Origin of the sequence: Micromonospora mangrovicola, assembly GCF_047200535.1 — a bacterium.
Taxonomy (GTDB): domain Bacteria; phylum Actinomycetota; class Actinomycetes; order Mycobacteriales; family Micromonosporaceae; genus Micromonospora.
This window is the reverse complement of the sequence record NZ_JBJZOG010000008.1, coordinates 72,813-87,229: the sequence shown is the minus strand read 5'-3', so window position 1 is coordinate 87,229 and position 14,417 is coordinate 72,813. Positions and strand designations below refer to the sequence as shown.

Below are 14,417 nucleotides of genomic sequence, written 5' to 3'. Positions count from 1 at the left end.
CTTGCGCGATGATCAACCCTGCGGGCCCGGGCCGACGGCGCACCGCCCGACTCGCCGTCCGGCGACGGATACGTCAGGATGAGGCATCGGTAACCAGCGAAGACCAACGGAAATGCGTTACGTTGCTCCTCCGTCGGGGTAGCAGACCGGGATGGCCGGCGCAGGCGCGCCGGGCGTCACGAGCAAGGCCGGAGCAGGAGGCTGCATGGGCTCGGCCCAGGGGGGCGAGGGCGGGGGGCACGCGTCCTCGGGGACCGGTGACGCACAGCTTCCACCGTTGCTGGCCGCGGCGTTCGCCGTCGGCGGCGAGATGGGTGAGCGACTGCGCGCCTTCGACTGGTCGACCACTCCGCTCGGCACCCCGGACTCCTGGTCGCCCGCGCTGTGCCACGCGCTGAGCACCATGCTCTCGTCCCGGGCCCAGATGGTGGTGTTCTGGGGCCGGGACCACCTCGCCTTCTACAACGACGCCTACCGGCCGACCATCGGCGACAAGCATCCGGCGGTCATCGGCCAGACCGCTCGCGAGTACTGGGCGGAGACCTGGGACGTCCTCGGCCCCCTCCTCGACGGGGTGCGCCGCACCGGCGTGCCGTACCGGGGTGAGAACCACCCCTTCGTGCTCAACCGGCACGGCTTCCTGGAGGATGTCTACTTCGACATCTCGTACGACCCGATCCGCGACGCCGACGGCAGCGTCAACGGCGTCTTCTGCTTCGTCAACGAGACCACCGGCCGGGTGCTCGGCGAGCGCCGGCTGCGTACGCTGGCCGAGCTGGGCAGCGAGCTCGCCGACGTGCAGAGCACCATCGAGCTGGGCCGGGCGGTCGCCCGGGTGCTCGACGCGCACCGGGCGGACCTGCCGTTCAGCGCGATCTGGCTGCACGACGAGGCCGGTGCCCCGGTGCTGGCGGGCTGCGCGGGCGTGGCGCCGGAGGCGTTCGCCGGCGGGCCGCCCGCGCCGGGCGACGCGGAGAGCGGCGCCCGCTGGGTCTCCGTCGCCGACCTGCTCGGCGAGGTGCCGCCGGACGCCGCCGACCAGGCCCTGGTGCTCCCGCTGACCGCCACCAACGAGCCGGCCGGCGCGCTGCTGGTCGGGGTCGCCCGCCGGCTGCCGTTCGGCGACGACTACCGCGACTTCGTCGAGCTGGTTGCCGCCCAGATCTCCCGGGCGGTCGGCCAGCAACGGGCGTACGAGCAGGAGCGCGCCCGGGCCGCCGAGCTGGCCGCGCTGGACCGGGCCAAGACCAACTTCTTCGCCAACGTCAGCCACGAGTTCCGCACCCCGCTCACCCTGGTGCTCGGCCCGCTGGAGGACCTGCTCGCCGACCCCGCGCTGCCGGTCCCGTACCTCGAGCGACTGGGCATGATGCACCGCAACGCGCTGCGGCTGCTCAAGCTGGTCAACACCGTGCTGGACTTCTCCCGCCTGGAGTCCGGCCGGCTGGCCGCCCGCTTCCAGCCCACCGACCTGTCCGACTACACCTCCCGGCTGGCCAGCACGTTCCGGTCGGCCACGGAACGGGCCGGACTGCGGCTGGTGGTCGACTGCCCGCCGCTGCCCGCGCCGGTCTACGTCGACCGGGACATGTGGGAGAAGATCGTCCTCAACCTGTTGTCGAACGCCGTCAAGTTCACCTTCGACGGCGAGATCCGGGTCCGGATCCGCGCCGGTGCCGGCGTCGCGGTGCTGGAGGTGGTCGACACCGGCGTCGGCATCGCGCCGGACGAGCTGCCGCACGTCTTCGAGCGGTTCCACCGGGTGCCCGGGGCCCGCTCCCGCACCCACGAGGGCACCGGCATCGGGCTGGCGCTGGTCCGTGAGCTGGTCGAGATGCACGGCGGCACGGTCCGGGTGAGCAGCGTCGTCGACGAGGGCACCACGTTCACGGTGAGCGTCCCGCTCGGGTACGGGCATCTGCCCGCCGACCGGGTGGCCGTGCTCTCGCCGGTGCCGCTCAGTGAATCGGAGCAGGCCCGGCTCTACGTCGCCGAGACCGCACTCTGGACCGACGAGGTCGCCGTGCCCGGTGGTCTGCCGGAGCCCGCCGCCGCGCCGGCCGGTTCGGGCCGGATCCTGGTCGCCGACGACAACGCCGACCTGCGCGAGCACGTCAGCCGGCTGCTGTCCCCCTCGTACGAGGTGGTCGCCGTGGCGGACGGGGTGGAGGCGCTGCGGCTGGCCGTCGACTCACCGTTCGACCTGGTGCTGACCGACGTGATGATGCCCCGGTTGGACGGCTTCGGGCTGGTCAGCGCGTTGCGCGCCAACCCGGTCACCCGGCACGTGCCGATCGTGCTGCTCTCCGCCCGGGCCGGCTCGGCCGAAGCGGTCGCCGGGCTCGCCGTCGGCGCCGACGACTACCTGACCAAGCCCTTCTCCAGCCAGGAGCTGGTCGCCCGGATCCGGGCCAACGTCGAGCTGGGACAGCTGCGCGGGCAGATCATCCGACGGCTGCGTGGCCTCGCGGACGCGGCCGTCGCGATCAACACCGCCCGGTCCACGGCCGACGTGGTGCAGGTCGCCGCCCGGCACGCACTCGGCCTCGCCGAGGCCGCGCGGGTGGTGGTCACCGCGACCGGCGCCCGGTACGAGGCCGACGGCGGCGGCGACACGCCGCTCGAGCCGTCGTCGGTGCTCCCGCTGACCGGGACCACCGGCGAGCAGCTCGGCGAGCTGCGGGTCTGGCGCCGCGAGGGCGGCGGCACCGAGCAGGCCGTGCTCACCGAGCTGGCCCGGCTGATCGGCGTGCGGCTGGAGAACGCCCAGCTGTACGAGGCCGAGCACCGGATCGCCACCACCCTGCAGCACAGCCTGCTGCCGCGTACGCTGCCGCAGCTGCCCGGCGCGGTGGTGGCCAGCCGCTACCTGCCCGGCAGCGCCGACGTCGAGGTCGGCGGCGACTGGTACGACGTGATCCGCACCCCGGATGACGAGCTGGCGCTGGTGATCGGCGACGTGGTGGGCAAGGGGGTCCGGGCCGCGGCAGTCATGGGGCAGCTGCGCAACGCGCTGCGGGCGTACGTGCTGGAGGGGTTCGTCCCGGGTCCGGCGCTGACCCGGCTCAACCACCTGGTCGGGTCCGCCGAGGACGGCTCCTTCGCCACCGTGGTCTGCCTCTGGTTCACGCCGCGCACCGGCCGACTCCGGTACGCCAGCGCGGGCCACCCCTCACCCCTGCTGATCCGCGGGGACGACGTGGCGTTCCTGCACGACCAGGCCCTCGGCCCGCCGATCGGGGCGATTCCGCAGGCCGAGTACCGGACCATCGAGGGCGAACTCGCCCCCGGCGGTCGCCTGCTGCTCTACACCGACGGCCTGATCGAGGACCGGCAGCTCGGCATCGACGCGGGCATCGGTCAGCTGCGCCTGGACGCGGCCGCCCGGGGCGAGCACGTGGCCGACCTGGTCGACGCGGTGGTCGAGCGGGTGGCCGGGCGGACCCGGCACGACGACGTGGCGGTGCTGGCGCTGGAGGCGGCCGAGTTGAACCGCTTCGCCCTGCGGCTGCCGGCCGACCCGACCCGGCTCAGCGTGCTGCGCAAGCGACTGGAGGACTTCCTGGTCGCCCACCACGTCGGCGAGACCGACCTGTTCGACCTCACCGTGGCGATCTCCGAGGCCGCCGCGAACGCGATCGAGCACCCGGTCGCCCCGACCGAGGCGGTGATCGCGGTCGAGGTGACCATCGAGGACCGGACGGTGACCGCCACGATCCGGGACACCGGCCACTGGCGGGAGTCGACCGGATCCGGCTTCCGGGGTCGCGGCCTGGCGCTGATCCAGGCGCTCGGTGAACTCTCGGTGTCCCGGACCAACGAGGGGACCGAGGTGACGCTGTGGCGTCGGCTGGCGGACTGAGGTCGCGCCGCCGCGGATGGCTCGGGCGGCCGGCCGCTCAGGCGGGCAGCAGCCAGTCCTGCTCGCCGAGGCCGGAGATCTCCAGCACCCGGCGTACCTGGCGGGACGGCAGCACGGTCAGCGCATTCGGGAAGCGCTGGGCCAGCCGGACCACCGCGTGGATGGCGGCGGAATCGAAGAAGGTGACCGCCCGTAGGTCGAGCGTGACCTGCCGGGCCGGCTCGTGGAGAACGGTCTGGAACATCGTGTCGGCGGTCGCCATGTCGACCTCGCCGGTCACCACGACATGAAGGTGATCGCCGTCGACCTCCGCCGTCGCGGAGAAGACGGGAGATGCGCCCCCTTGATCCACGGAGCAACAATGGCACAGCGCTTGCGGCACGGCAACAACCTGGCCGGGCGGGCCGTGGCGGGAGTCACCCCGCTGCCCGGCGATAGGCTGTGGTCATGACCGTCCGTGCGCCGCTGACCCCTGGCACGCTCTCCCCGTGGCGAGCGGTACCCGTCCACATCCCGCGCCCCGAGTACGTGGGCAAGAAGCGTCCGCAGGAGTGGCGCGGCTCGCACGTGCAGACGCCGGAGACCATCGAGAGGATGCGCGTCGCCGGCCGGCTCGCCGCGCAGGCCACCCAGCTGGCGGGCGAGCACTGCAAGCCGGGGGTGACCACCGACGAGATCGACAAGGTGGTCCACGAGTTCCTCTGCGACCACGGCGCCTACCCGTCGACGCTGGGCTACAAGGGCTTCCCGAAGTCCTGCTGCACCAGCCTCAACGAGGTGATCTGTCACGGCATCCCGGACTCCACCGTGCTCCAGGACGGCGACATCATCAACGTCGACGTGACCGCGTACATCGGCGGGGTGCACGGCGACACCGACGCCACCTTCTGTGTGGGCGAGGTGAGCGAGGAGGCCCGCCTGCTGGTCGAGCGGACCCATCAGGCGATGATGCGCGGCATCAAGGCGGTCGCCCCGGGCCGGCAGATCAACGTGATCGGCCGGGTCATCGAGTCGTACGCGAAGCGGTTCGGCTACGGCGTGGTCCGCGACTTCACCGGCCACGGCATCGGCGAGTCCTTCCACAGCGGCCTGTACGTGCCGCACTACGACAGCCCGCGGCCCACCGACGTGATGGAGCCGGGCATGACGTTCACCATCGAGCCGATGATCACCCTCGGCACCCATCAGTACGACATGTGGGACGACGGCTGGACGGTGGTCACCAAGGACCGCCGGTGGACGGCGCAGTTCGAGCACACCATCGTCGTGACCGACGACGGCTACGAGATCCTGACCCTGCCGTGACCGAGACTCCGGCGGCGCTGCGCGAGGCGCACCACGCGGACGTGTCGGGCGGCTGGCTCCGGCCGGCCGTGTTCGGCGCGATGGACGGACTGGTCACCAACATCGCCCTGATCGCGGGCGTCGGCGGCGGCGGCGTCTCGCCGCGCAGCGTCATCCTCACCGGCGCCGCCGGCCTGGTCGCCGGGGCCATCTCGATGGGGCTGGGGGAGTACACCAGCGTCCGGTCGGCCAACGAACAGGTGGCCGCCGAGGTGGCCAAGGAGCGGCGTGAGCTGGAACGCCACCCCGAGGCGGAGGCCCGCGAACTGGCCGAGGCGTGGGTTGCCCGGGGCCTGCCGCGCGATCTGGCGATGCAGGTCGCCGAGGCGGTCCGGCGCAACCCGGAGGAGGCGCTGCGGGTCCACGTCCGGGAGGAGTTGGGCGTCGATCCGGACGAGCAGCCGAGCCCGTGGGCGGCGGCGATCTCGTCCTTCCTCTGCTTCTCCCTGGGCGCGCTGGTGCCGTTGCTGACATACCTGTTGGGCTTCACCAGCCTGTGGCTGGCGCTCGGCGTCGGCGGGGTGGGCCTCTTCGTGGCCGGCGCGATCGTCGCCCGGTTCACCAACCGGCCCTGGTGGTCCGGCGGCCTGCGCCAACTCCTGCTCGGCGCCCTGGCGGCCGGCGCGACCTACCTGGTCGGCAAGCTGATCGGCATCCAGGGCGGCCTGGGCTGACCCCACCCCAGCCCACCCGCGGCGTCGCCCGCCCCCCGGCGTCGCCCCGGGTCGACCCGGGGGCGGGCGGGTCAGGTGGTGAGGAGGTCGTCGACGGTGCCGTCGACCGGGCGGCCACGGGCGGCCAGTTCCTCGGCCTGCCGGGCCAGCACGGCGCCCACCTCGGTCATGTCCGCGCCAGCCAGCCCGGTACGCCGCACCGCGTCGCCGGGGTCCCGGAAGTAGGTGCGGCTGAACAGGCCCTGCACGGTGGCCGCCGCGAGGCGGGCCTCGCCGAGCATGAGCAGCGCCTGGTCGGTCTCGTACCACTCGGCGAGGCGCAGCGCCCGGGCGTGCGCGGCGCTGCCCCGGTACCAGGCCTGCCGGGCGGCGGCGGTGAACTCGGGCGGGCGGGCCCGGGCCAGCCGGGCAAGGTGCTCGTCGCGCAGGGTGCGCAGCCAACCGGTCGGGTCGTGCAGCGCGCGGGTGCTGACGTACCGGTCGGCGGTCAGCGGCCACAGCGGGCTGATCGTCCGGGCCTGCCGCAGGTAGTCGTCGGCTCCGGCGACGGTCAGGTCGACCAGCACCCCGTCCACCCGGCGGGTGGCCGGCGCCGGGCCGCCGCCCGGCCGGTAGGTGACCAGCAGCAGCCCCACCTCACGGTCCCCACCGCCGTCGTCGTCGCCGTGCGCGAGGGGACCGTGTACCGCCACGGCGAGGATGTCGGCCGCGAACCGGCGCAACGCCGCGTCGCTGACCTGCTCGGCGACCCGCCACCGTGGATCGTCCAGGTAGCGGTCGGTCTCCGGCTCGGCACCGCTGGCGTCCACGGTCCACCTCCGTTCCGCGGGCGGTCCGCCGGCCGGTGGCCGGCGCACCCGGACCAGCGTAGCCACGCGGCGTGTACGCGCCCGCACGCCGCGCCACGCAGCAGCAGAACACCCGGAGGTGCTGGCAGGAGCCGGCCCTCCGGGGGCCTTTCCCGTTCAAGATCGTCTGCTGTCCCGGCGCGGCTGGTTCCAGCGTCAGGTGGTGGGGCCGGGCGGGTCGACCGGGACCAGGCGGAAGACGCGGATCTCCCGGCCGCCGGCCCGCTCCACGTACGTCCGGTAGGCCGGCCACTCGTCGACCAGGCGGGTGAAGAGCCGCTCCCGCTCGTCGCCGCTGATCAGGTCGGCGCGCACGGAAATGCGGCGTCCCCGGACGTCGATCTCGGCGGCGGGCTGGGCGAGCAGGTTCAACGACCAGGCCGGCTGGTGCTGCTGGCCCCAGTTCGAGCCGATCACCACGTACGTGTCGCCGTCCGGCACGTACAGCAGGGGGTTGCTGCGCGGCTTGCCGGAGCGGCGGCCGGTGGTGGTGATGACCAGGGAGGGCACCAGCCCGAACGCGACCACGCGGCCCTTGGTCAGCCGGCCGACGAGCCGGTCGGCGGGGACGAGCAGCCGCATGGTGGCGCCGAACCACTTCTGGTGACCGAGGCGGCGGGTGAGGGTTCCCAGGGCGGACACCCGCCCAGTGTGCCGGCCGCCGCCCCGCAGGGACACCCCCGGCTCAGTCCAGCCTTCGTTCCACCGGCAGCCGGGACCGGGTGAGCAGGCCCGCGCCCAGCATGGCCACCAGCGGCACCACCACCAGCACGGCGATGGTCAAACCGGGCACCACCAGCGGGTACGGCTCCTCGACCGGCCACGCCTGCGCGTACCGCCGGTTCAGCGAGATGAGGATGATGGCGGCCGAGCCGAGGCCGGCGAGCAGCCCGAGCACCGACCCGAGCACCGCGATCACCCCGGCCTGGCAGACCGACAGCACCCGGCGTACCCGGGGGTCGGCGCCGATCGCGGCGAGCGTGGACAGGTCGCGGCGGCCCTCGGCGGCGGCGAGGCCGGTGGCCACCCCGGCCGCGCCGAGTGTGATCAGCCCGGCGCCGATGGAGAGCAGCAGCAGCAACGGCCGCTGGTCGGACCGGTGCACCTCCTCCACCTGCACGGTCAACGCGGCGAGCGGGGAGAGTTCGGCGGCGAGCCGGTCCCGCTGCGCCGCCGAGGGTGGCCCGGTGGTGTCGACCGCGTACCCGACCTGCCCGCCGGCCAGCCCGACCGCGCTTGCCGCCGCCGGCGAGAGGACGAGCCGGTCGACCGAAAGACCACCGCGCAGCAGGTGTCCGGGCACGGTGGCGCTGGCCGTGGGCGAGCCGTCGACGGAACCGTGGCCGGCGACGACGGTCACCCGGCCGTCCCGCAGGAGCCGGGGGTCGGTGACCACCACCCCACCCGCGGCGAGCACCCGGGCCGCGGCGGTGATCTCCGTCGCCGGGGCGCCGGTGAGCGCGGCCAGCGCCGCCCCGTCGTCCACGTACGCGGGCTGGTAGAAGCCATCCGGGTCGCGGAACGGGCGGACGCAGCGCGGGTCGGCCAGGGCGCGGACGCGCTCGGCGTCGGTGACGGTGTCTCGCGGCCCGTACGGGCAGCGCCGCTCGGGCGGCAGCATCGCCGACACCTGGCAGAAGTCCTCCGGGGAGGCGGGCTTCGCGCAGACCGGGACGACGAGCGGGGCGACCGTCGCGGTGGGCAGAACCACCCGAACCCGCTCGGCGACCTCGCCGGCCGGTGGCAGCGTGCCGGCGTCCGGGTCGTCCGTGCGCAGCAGCAGCACGTGGCCCGGCGGCAGGCCGGGCTGCCACTGCGCCCGCTGGCGGGCCTCGTCGCTGGCCACGTACATGCCGAGGGCGACGCTGCCGGCGACCGCCGCCATCACCGCGGAGATGGCCGGCGCGGCCGAGGAGCGGTTGCGGCTGGCGTCGCGCAGCGCCAGCCGGGGCGCCAGCGGCAGCAGCCGGCCGGCCCGGGCGAGCAGTCCGATCAGCGTCGGGGTGCCGAAGACCAGACCCAGCTCGCCGAGGACCAGCCCGGCCAGGACCACGGTCGGGGAGGTGCGCGAGGCACCCAGCGCGGCGACTGCGGCGCCGATCACGGTGAGCAGCACCCCGAGCACCAGCCAGCGCCGGCGGCGCCGGGGCGGCTGGCGCCGGCCGGCCAGCCCCGCTACCACGTCCTGCCGGGCCGCGGTCCAGGCGGGGGCCAGCGCGGCCAGCACGCCGGCCAGCACCGCCACCGCAGCGATCGCGGCCAGCGCGGCCGGGAAGACCCGGTAGGCGCCGAACCGGGCGGACATCACGTACTGCTCGACCAGCGGCCGGCCGGCGAACGCGGTGCCGACGCCGAGCAGCAGCCCGAGCGCCGCGCCACCGGCACCGAGCACCACCCCGTCGGCGAGCACGATCCGGCGCAGGTGCGCGGCGTCCCCGCCGGCCACCGCCACCAGGGCCAGGTCGCGGCGCCGCCGACGCACGCCGACCGCGAACGCGGGGCCGACCAGCAGCACCACCTCCAGCAGGCCCAGCCCGCCGACGAGCACGGCGTTGCCCGTCTCCTCCGCGTTGGGCAGGTTCGGGCCGGGGACGGACTCGTCCCGCCCGGGCAGCCGCACCCGGCCGCCGACCACGATCCCGTGCGCGTTGAGCCGGTCCACCAGTGCCCGGTTCACCGGCCCGGGCAGGTCCGCCAGCCAGCTCTCGTCCGACGGGGCGACCGGCCCGGGCGGTGTCTCCGGCCGCAACGTGACCAGCTCCCGCAGGTCGTCCGGGAACTCCACCACTCCGACCAGCCGGTACGTCGTGCCGTCCGTGGTGCGCACCGGGTCGCCGAGCCGTACGCCCAACCGGCGCCGGGCCTGCGGGCTGACCGCGATCTCGTCGGGGGCGGTCGGCCGCCGGCCGGCCCGCAGCGTGGCGAGGGGGCGGGCGAGCGGGTTGGTGAGGTCGAGCGCCCGGGCGTCGAGGGAGACCGGGCGGCCGTCGATGCGGGTCTCGAACGGCACCCACCAGCGGATCCGGGTGACCCGGCTGCCGGCGGGCAGCTGGGCGGCCACCTCGTCGGCGCTCAGCGGGCGGGTACGCGGCACGGCGGGCTCGTCGGCCGGCCAGTAGCTGGTCCCCCAGGCGTCCTGCACCTGCGGGTTCTCCGCGACCCAGCGCAGCTCGACGTCGGCCGCCCCGAGGCGCCGGTCCAGACGTTCCGCCCGGGTCAGCTGCGCCATGTCGTAACTCGCGGCGGCGAAGGTGAGCCCCAGCACGGGCAGGGCGATCATGGCGAGCACCAGCGCTGTGCGCCCGCGCGACCGGCGGGCCTCGCGTCGGGCGATCCGCAGCGCCGCCCGCCACGAGCCGAGCGCGGGGACGATCCGCCCCCGGCTCACCGCCCGCTGCCGCTGAGCAGCTGCTCGACGCCGATCAACGGCGCCGTCGAGTCGACCAGGTCACCGTCCCGGAGGAAGACCACCCGGTCGGCCCACCCGGCGTGCCGCGCCTCGTGGGTGACCAGCACCCCGGCGGCGCCGGCGTCCACCCGGCGGCGCAGCAGGTGCAGCACCGCCTCTCCGGTCTGCGAGTCGAGCGCGCCGGTGGGTTCGTCGGCGAGTACCAGGCGGCGCTCGCCGACGAGCGCCCGGGCGATCGCCACCCGTTGCTGCTGGCCGCCGGACATCTGGTCGGGGAACCGGTCGCCCAGCCCCGCCACGCCCACCTCGCCGAGCGCCGCCAGCGCCGACCGGCGGGCCGCCCGGACGCCGACGCCGTCGAGTTCCAGGGGCAGCGCGACGTTCTCCACCGCGGTGAGGCTGCCGAGCAGGTTCAGATCCTGGAAGACGTACCCGATCCGGCGGCGCCGGAGCCGGGCCAGCTCGCGCGCGCCCAGGGTGCCGAGCGGTACCCCCTCGACCAGCACGTCCCCACCGGTCGAGCGGTCCAGCCCGCCGGCCAGCGCCAGCAGTGTCGACTTGCCCGAGCCGGACGGGCCCATCACCGCGACCAGTTCGCCCGCCCGGACGGTCAGGCTCACCCCGCGCAGGGCGTGCACGGCCGCCTCCCCGGCGCCGTGGGTCCGGTGCACGTCCCGCAGCTCCAGCACCACGCTCACCGTGGTCCCTCCGTCCTGCGCCGGACCGGCCCGTGGCTCACCGGCGGGCCGCCTCGTCGGTCCGGTCCACCGCCTCCGGTTGGCCGGCGGTTCGGCTCGGCGCGGGGCGGTAGCGGACCAGGCTGGTCTCGCAGTGGTCGAGCCAGCGGATCTCGGCCTCGGCCTGGAAGATCATTGCGTCCAGCACCAGTCGCCAGGGCAGGTCCTCCGGCTTTTCGCTGGCGTACTTCAACCGGGTCAACTCCTGCAGCGCGCGCATGGTGGCGCTGCGCTGGGTCTGCACCACCGCGCGCACGTCCACGCCCGGGGTGGTGAGCGCCAGGGCCAGCTTGATCGACAGCTCGTCGCGGGGCCGGTCGGCACGGCTGATCGGGGTGGCGAACCAGAGGGCCAGGTCCGCCCGCCCGGCGTCGGTGATCTCGTACGGCCGCTGCCCGGTGTCGCTCTCGGGCAGCGGGTGGACCAGGCCGTCGCGTTCCAGGCGGGCGAGCGTGGTGTAGACCTGCCCGATGTTCAGCGGCCAGGTGGAGCCGGTCGACTCCTCGAACGCGGCGCGCAGCTGGTAGCCGTACATCTGGCCGCGTTCGAGCAGGGCGAGCAGGCCGTGGCGGATGGACATGGCGAGGAGTATGCATACCTGGTATGCGGACCGCAACCGGAGCGATCCGCCCGGTGACGGATCCCTCGGCTCAGACCGGACGACCGGGGAACGGCACCGTGATCGGGGTCACGCCGGCGGTGCGGCGCCAGCGGGTGGCCCGCAGCGCGCAGTCGGTCAACGCGGCGAGCGCCCGGTTCCGGTCGGCGCCGGTGGTGTGCGGCAGCGCCGCCCGCCAGTGGCCGGCGGCCCGCTCCTCGATCTCGACCGCCAGCTTGAGCGCGCTCGTCCGGTCGGTCACCGGGTACGGCAGGGCGTACCCGGCCTGATCGGCGGGCACCTGGCCGCCGTTGCCGCTGAGTTGGAGGACGAGGGCGTCCCGGCGTGCCCGGTGTGCCGCTTCCGCGCTCCGGGCGGCCCGTCGGGCGTCGCCGGTCAGGTGCACCCCGATCACCCCGTACGCCCAGATCGCCGCGTACTCGGCGGTGAGCGCCTCGGCGAGGGTCTGGGCCGGCCCGCCGGTCGGTGCCGTACGCGGGCTCACTTCAGCGCCTCCACGTGGGTCGCGCGGGCGGCGGCGATCGAGCCGAGCAGCGCGGCCCGTTCGACCGGCGCGGCGGCGCACGCCTTTGCCGCGTTCTCCCGACCCTGCTGCTCCGCCTGGCGCAGCTCGGACAGCAGGCCGTCGGGGTCGTCGTTGGCGGCCGGTGTCGGGGCGGTGGCGGCGGGGGAGCCGCTGGGGGCCGGCCGCCCGATCACCTTGCGCAGTTCCTCGGCGTGCGCACGGTGGGCCTCGGCGATCGGGGTGAGCCCGGCCAGGGTCGGTGCGGCGGCGACGGCCGCCCGGTACCGGGCCTCCAGTGCGAGCGACTCCGCCGCGAGCGGTTCGAGGGGATCGGGCGGTGGTGGCGGGTCGTCCCGGTCGAAAAGATCACAGCCGGTCAGCGGTACGGCGGTGCCGCCGAGCGCGACCAGCGCCCCCGTGCGCAGCAGATTTCGCCGGGAATGTCCCGGTGATCCCTGATGTCCTGTCGTTCTGCCCCTCGCCACCGGACAAGTCAACACCATCCGCGCCGCCTCGTGGGCCAGTGGCGTCGGTGCGCCGCCGGGTCCGTCGCCCGCCCCGCGCGTTACGCTCTGCGCAGCCACCGGGCGCGTACGCCCCGGTGGCGTGCCGGCATGGCGGGCCGACCGGCCCGCTCGACCATCGAAAGGGTGCGCCAGATGACGCAGCGTGGCCGTGCCACCAGACCGACGGGGCCCTCCGGGCGACCCCGGCGGTCCGCCGGGCCCCGTGCCGGGGACCGGGGCGGCGCGCCCCGCGGCGATCTTGCCGCCCGCCGGGCCCGCCTGCGCGAGGTGATCGAGCCCGTGGTCACCGCCGCCGGGTACGACCTCGAGGACCTTTCCGTCTCCCGCGCCGGTCGCCGGCACGTGGTCCGGGTGATCGTGGACGCCGACGGCGGAATCAACCTGGACGCCGTCGCGGACGTCTCCCGGGCGGTCTCGGCGGCGCTGGACGCGGCCGAGGAGGCCGGCGGGGACATCGTGGCCGGCGAGTACCAGCTGGAGGTCAGCTCCCCGGGCGTGGACCGGCCGCTCACCCTGCCCCGGCACTGGCGGCGCAACGTCGGCCGGCTGGTCAAGGTGACCGTGCGGGGCGCTGCGGGGCTGCCCGAGCAGCGCACCGCCGGGGACCGGCAGCTCACCGGCCGGGTGGTCGAGGCCGACGACGAGCGCGTGGTGCTGGAGACGGACGCCGGCCGCGCGGAGCATTCCTACGCCGAACTCGGACCCGGCCGGGTCCAGGTGGAGTTCAGCCGCCTCGACGAGGTGGCGGACGACGAGTTCGGCGCCGACGAGGACGATGACGCCGGCGAAGCCGGCGGGACATACGACGACATCGACGACGAAGATCTGGAGGACGAGGAGAGGTGAACATCGACCTCGCGGCGCTGCGCGCACTGGAGCGCGAGCGGGAGATCCCGTTCGACACGATCCTCGCGGCGATCGAGACCGCGCTGCTGACCGCCTACCGGCACACCGACGGCGCCGAGCCGCACGCCCGGGTGGAGATCGACCGCAAGTCCGGGGCCGCCTCGGTGTACGCCCAGGAACTGGACGCCGACGGCACCGTGGTGCGGGAGTGGGACGACACCCCGCACGACTTCGGGCGGATCGCCGCCATGACGGCGAAGCAGGTGATCCTCCAGCGGCTGCGGGAGGCCACCGACGAGGTGCACTTCGGCGAGTACGTCGGCCGCGACGGTGACCTGGTCACCGGCGTGGTGCAGGCCCACGAGGCGCGCGCCGAGAAGGGCATCGTCAGCGTCGACCTGGGCAAGCTGGAGGGCGTCCTGCCCCAGTCCGAGCAGGTCCCCGGCGAGCGGTACGCGCACGGCGAGCGGATCCGCTGCGTCGTGGTGCACGTGGCCAAGGGAATGCGCGGCCCGCAGATCACGTTGTCCCGTTCGCACCCGGCACTGGTGAAGAAGCTCTTCGCCCTCGAGGTGCCGGAGATCGCCGACGGCACCGTGGAGATCGGTGCCATCGCGCGTGAGGCGGGTCACCGGACGAAGATCGCGGTGCGCTCCACCGCTCCGGGTGTGAACGCCAAGGGCGCCTGCATCGGCCCGATGGGCCAGCGGGTGCGCGCGGTGATGAGTGAGCTGCACGGCGAGAAGATCGACATCATCGACTGGTCGGACGACCCGGCCACCTTCGTCGGCAACGCGCTCTCGCCGGCCAAGGCGCTCCGGGTCGAGGTGGTCGACCTGGCCAGCCGGACCGCCCGGGTCACCGTCCCGGACTTCCAGCTTTCGCTCGCGATCGGGCGGGAGGGGCAGAATGCCCGACTTGCTGCCCGGCTGACCGGTTGGCGGATCGACATCCGGTCCGACGCCGAGCAGGCCGGTGCGGCCGGTGGGAGCGGAGCTGATCACGTACCCGAGCCGGGCGGCGCGATCTCGAACAGCTAGGGGTAG

Annotated in this window: 13 protein-coding genes; 5 read left to right on the top strand and 8 right to left on the bottom strand. The window is 74.7% G+C overall.

Features of this window, described 5'->3' with window-relative positions; translation table 11 throughout:
• Positions 1 to 205 precede the first annotated feature (205 nt).
• Positions 206 to 3,862, top strand: coding sequence for a SpoIIE family protein phosphatase (locus tag ACL02O_RS05630; protein ID WP_412816864.1), 3,657 nt, complete (start codon positions 206 to 208; stop codon positions 3,860 to 3,862).
• A gap of 37 nt (positions 3,863 to 3,899) precedes the next feature.
• Here ACL02O_RS05630 and ACL02O_RS05625 read toward each other — a convergent pair whose 3' ends face one another.
• Complete coding sequence (locus ACL02O_RS05625; RefSeq protein WP_412816863.1) at positions 3,900 to 4,244, bottom strand: STAS domain-containing protein; 345 nt, start codon at positions 4,242 to 4,244, stop codon at positions 3,900 to 3,902.
• A gap of 65 nt (positions 4,245 to 4,309) precedes the next feature.
• On the opposite strand from ACL02O_RS05625, the gene map reads away from it, so the two are divergent.
• Together map and ACL02O_RS05615 are read left to right on the top strand one after the other, a co-directional pair.
• On the top strand, positions 4,310 to 5,167 hold the full coding sequence (gene map, locus ACL02O_RS05620) for a type I methionyl aminopeptidase (protein ID WP_412816862.1): 858 nt from the start codon (positions 4,310 to 4,312) through the stop codon (positions 5,165 to 5,167).
• On the top strand, positions 5,164 to 5,880 hold the full coding sequence (locus tag ACL02O_RS05615) for a VIT1/CCC1 transporter family protein (RefSeq protein WP_412816861.1): 717 nt from the start codon (positions 5,164 to 5,166) through the stop codon (positions 5,878 to 5,880). The genes map and ACL02O_RS05615 overlap by 4 nt, the downstream gene beginning before the upstream one ends.
• A gap of 71 nt (positions 5,881 to 5,951) precedes the next feature.
• Here ACL02O_RS05615 and ACL02O_RS05610 read toward each other — a convergent pair whose 3' ends face one another.
• The 7 genes from ACL02O_RS05610 to ACL02O_RS05580 form a co-directional block, all read right to left on the bottom strand.
• Positions 5,952 to 6,689, bottom strand: coding sequence for a nucleotidyltransferase domain-containing protein (locus tag ACL02O_RS05610; protein ID WP_412816860.1), 738 nt, complete (start codon positions 6,687 to 6,689; stop codon positions 5,952 to 5,954).
• A 195-nt stretch (positions 6,690 to 6,884) separates the two neighbouring features.
• On the bottom strand, positions 6,885 to 7,370 hold the full coding sequence (locus ACL02O_RS05605; protein WP_412816859.1) for a nitroreductase family deazaflavin-dependent oxidoreductase: 486 nt from the start codon (positions 7,368 to 7,370) through the stop codon (positions 6,885 to 6,887).
• Between the two features lie 43 nt (positions 7,371 to 7,413).
• The gene (locus ACL02O_RS05600) at positions 7,414 to 10,116 is read right to left on the bottom strand and encodes an FtsX-like permease family protein (protein WP_412816858.1); all 2,703 of its coding nucleotides are present in this window, start codon (positions 10,114 to 10,116) and stop codon (positions 7,414 to 7,416) included.
• Positions 10,113 to 10,829 carry an ABC transporter ATP-binding protein gene (locus ACL02O_RS05595; protein ID WP_412816906.1) on the bottom strand — a complete coding sequence of 239 codons (717 nt, stop codon included), beginning with the start codon at positions 10,827 to 10,829 and terminating at the stop codon, positions 10,113 to 10,115. The genes ACL02O_RS05600 and ACL02O_RS05595 overlap by 4 nt, the downstream gene beginning before the upstream one ends.
• A gap of 43 nt (positions 10,830 to 10,872) precedes the next feature.
• Positions 10,873 to 11,454, bottom strand: a complete 582-nt coding sequence (locus tag ACL02O_RS05590; protein ID WP_412816857.1) for a PadR family transcriptional regulator — start codon at positions 11,452 to 11,454, stop codon at positions 10,873 to 10,875.
• A 70-nt stretch (positions 11,455 to 11,524) separates the two neighbouring features.
• Positions 11,525 to 11,977, bottom strand: coding sequence for a ferritin-like domain-containing protein (locus tag ACL02O_RS05585; RefSeq protein ID WP_412816856.1), 453 nt, complete (start codon positions 11,975 to 11,977; stop codon positions 11,525 to 11,527).
• Positions 11,974 to 12,426 carry a hypothetical protein gene (locus ACL02O_RS05580; RefSeq protein ID WP_412816905.1) on the bottom strand — a complete coding sequence of 151 codons (453 nt, stop codon included), beginning with the start codon at positions 12,424 to 12,426 and terminating at the stop codon, positions 11,974 to 11,976. Before ACL02O_RS05580 ends, ACL02O_RS05585 begins: the two co-directional genes overlap by 4 nt.
• A gap of 231 nt (positions 12,427 to 12,657) precedes the next feature.
• On the opposite strand from ACL02O_RS05580, the gene rimP reads away from it, so the two are divergent.
• On the top strand, positions 12,658 to 13,371 hold the full coding sequence (rimP, locus tag ACL02O_RS05575; RefSeq protein ID WP_412816855.1) for a ribosome maturation factor RimP: 714 nt from the start codon (positions 12,658 to 12,660) through the stop codon (positions 13,369 to 13,371).
• Positions 13,368 to 14,411 (top strand): transcription termination factor NusA, encoded by a 1,044-nt coding sequence (gene nusA / locus ACL02O_RS05570; protein ID WP_412816854.1) that lies wholly within the window; start codon positions 13,368 to 13,370, stop codon positions 14,409 to 14,411. Before rimP ends, nusA begins: the two co-directional genes overlap by 4 nt.
• The last annotated feature ends 6 nt before the right edge of the window (positions 14,412 to 14,417 follow it).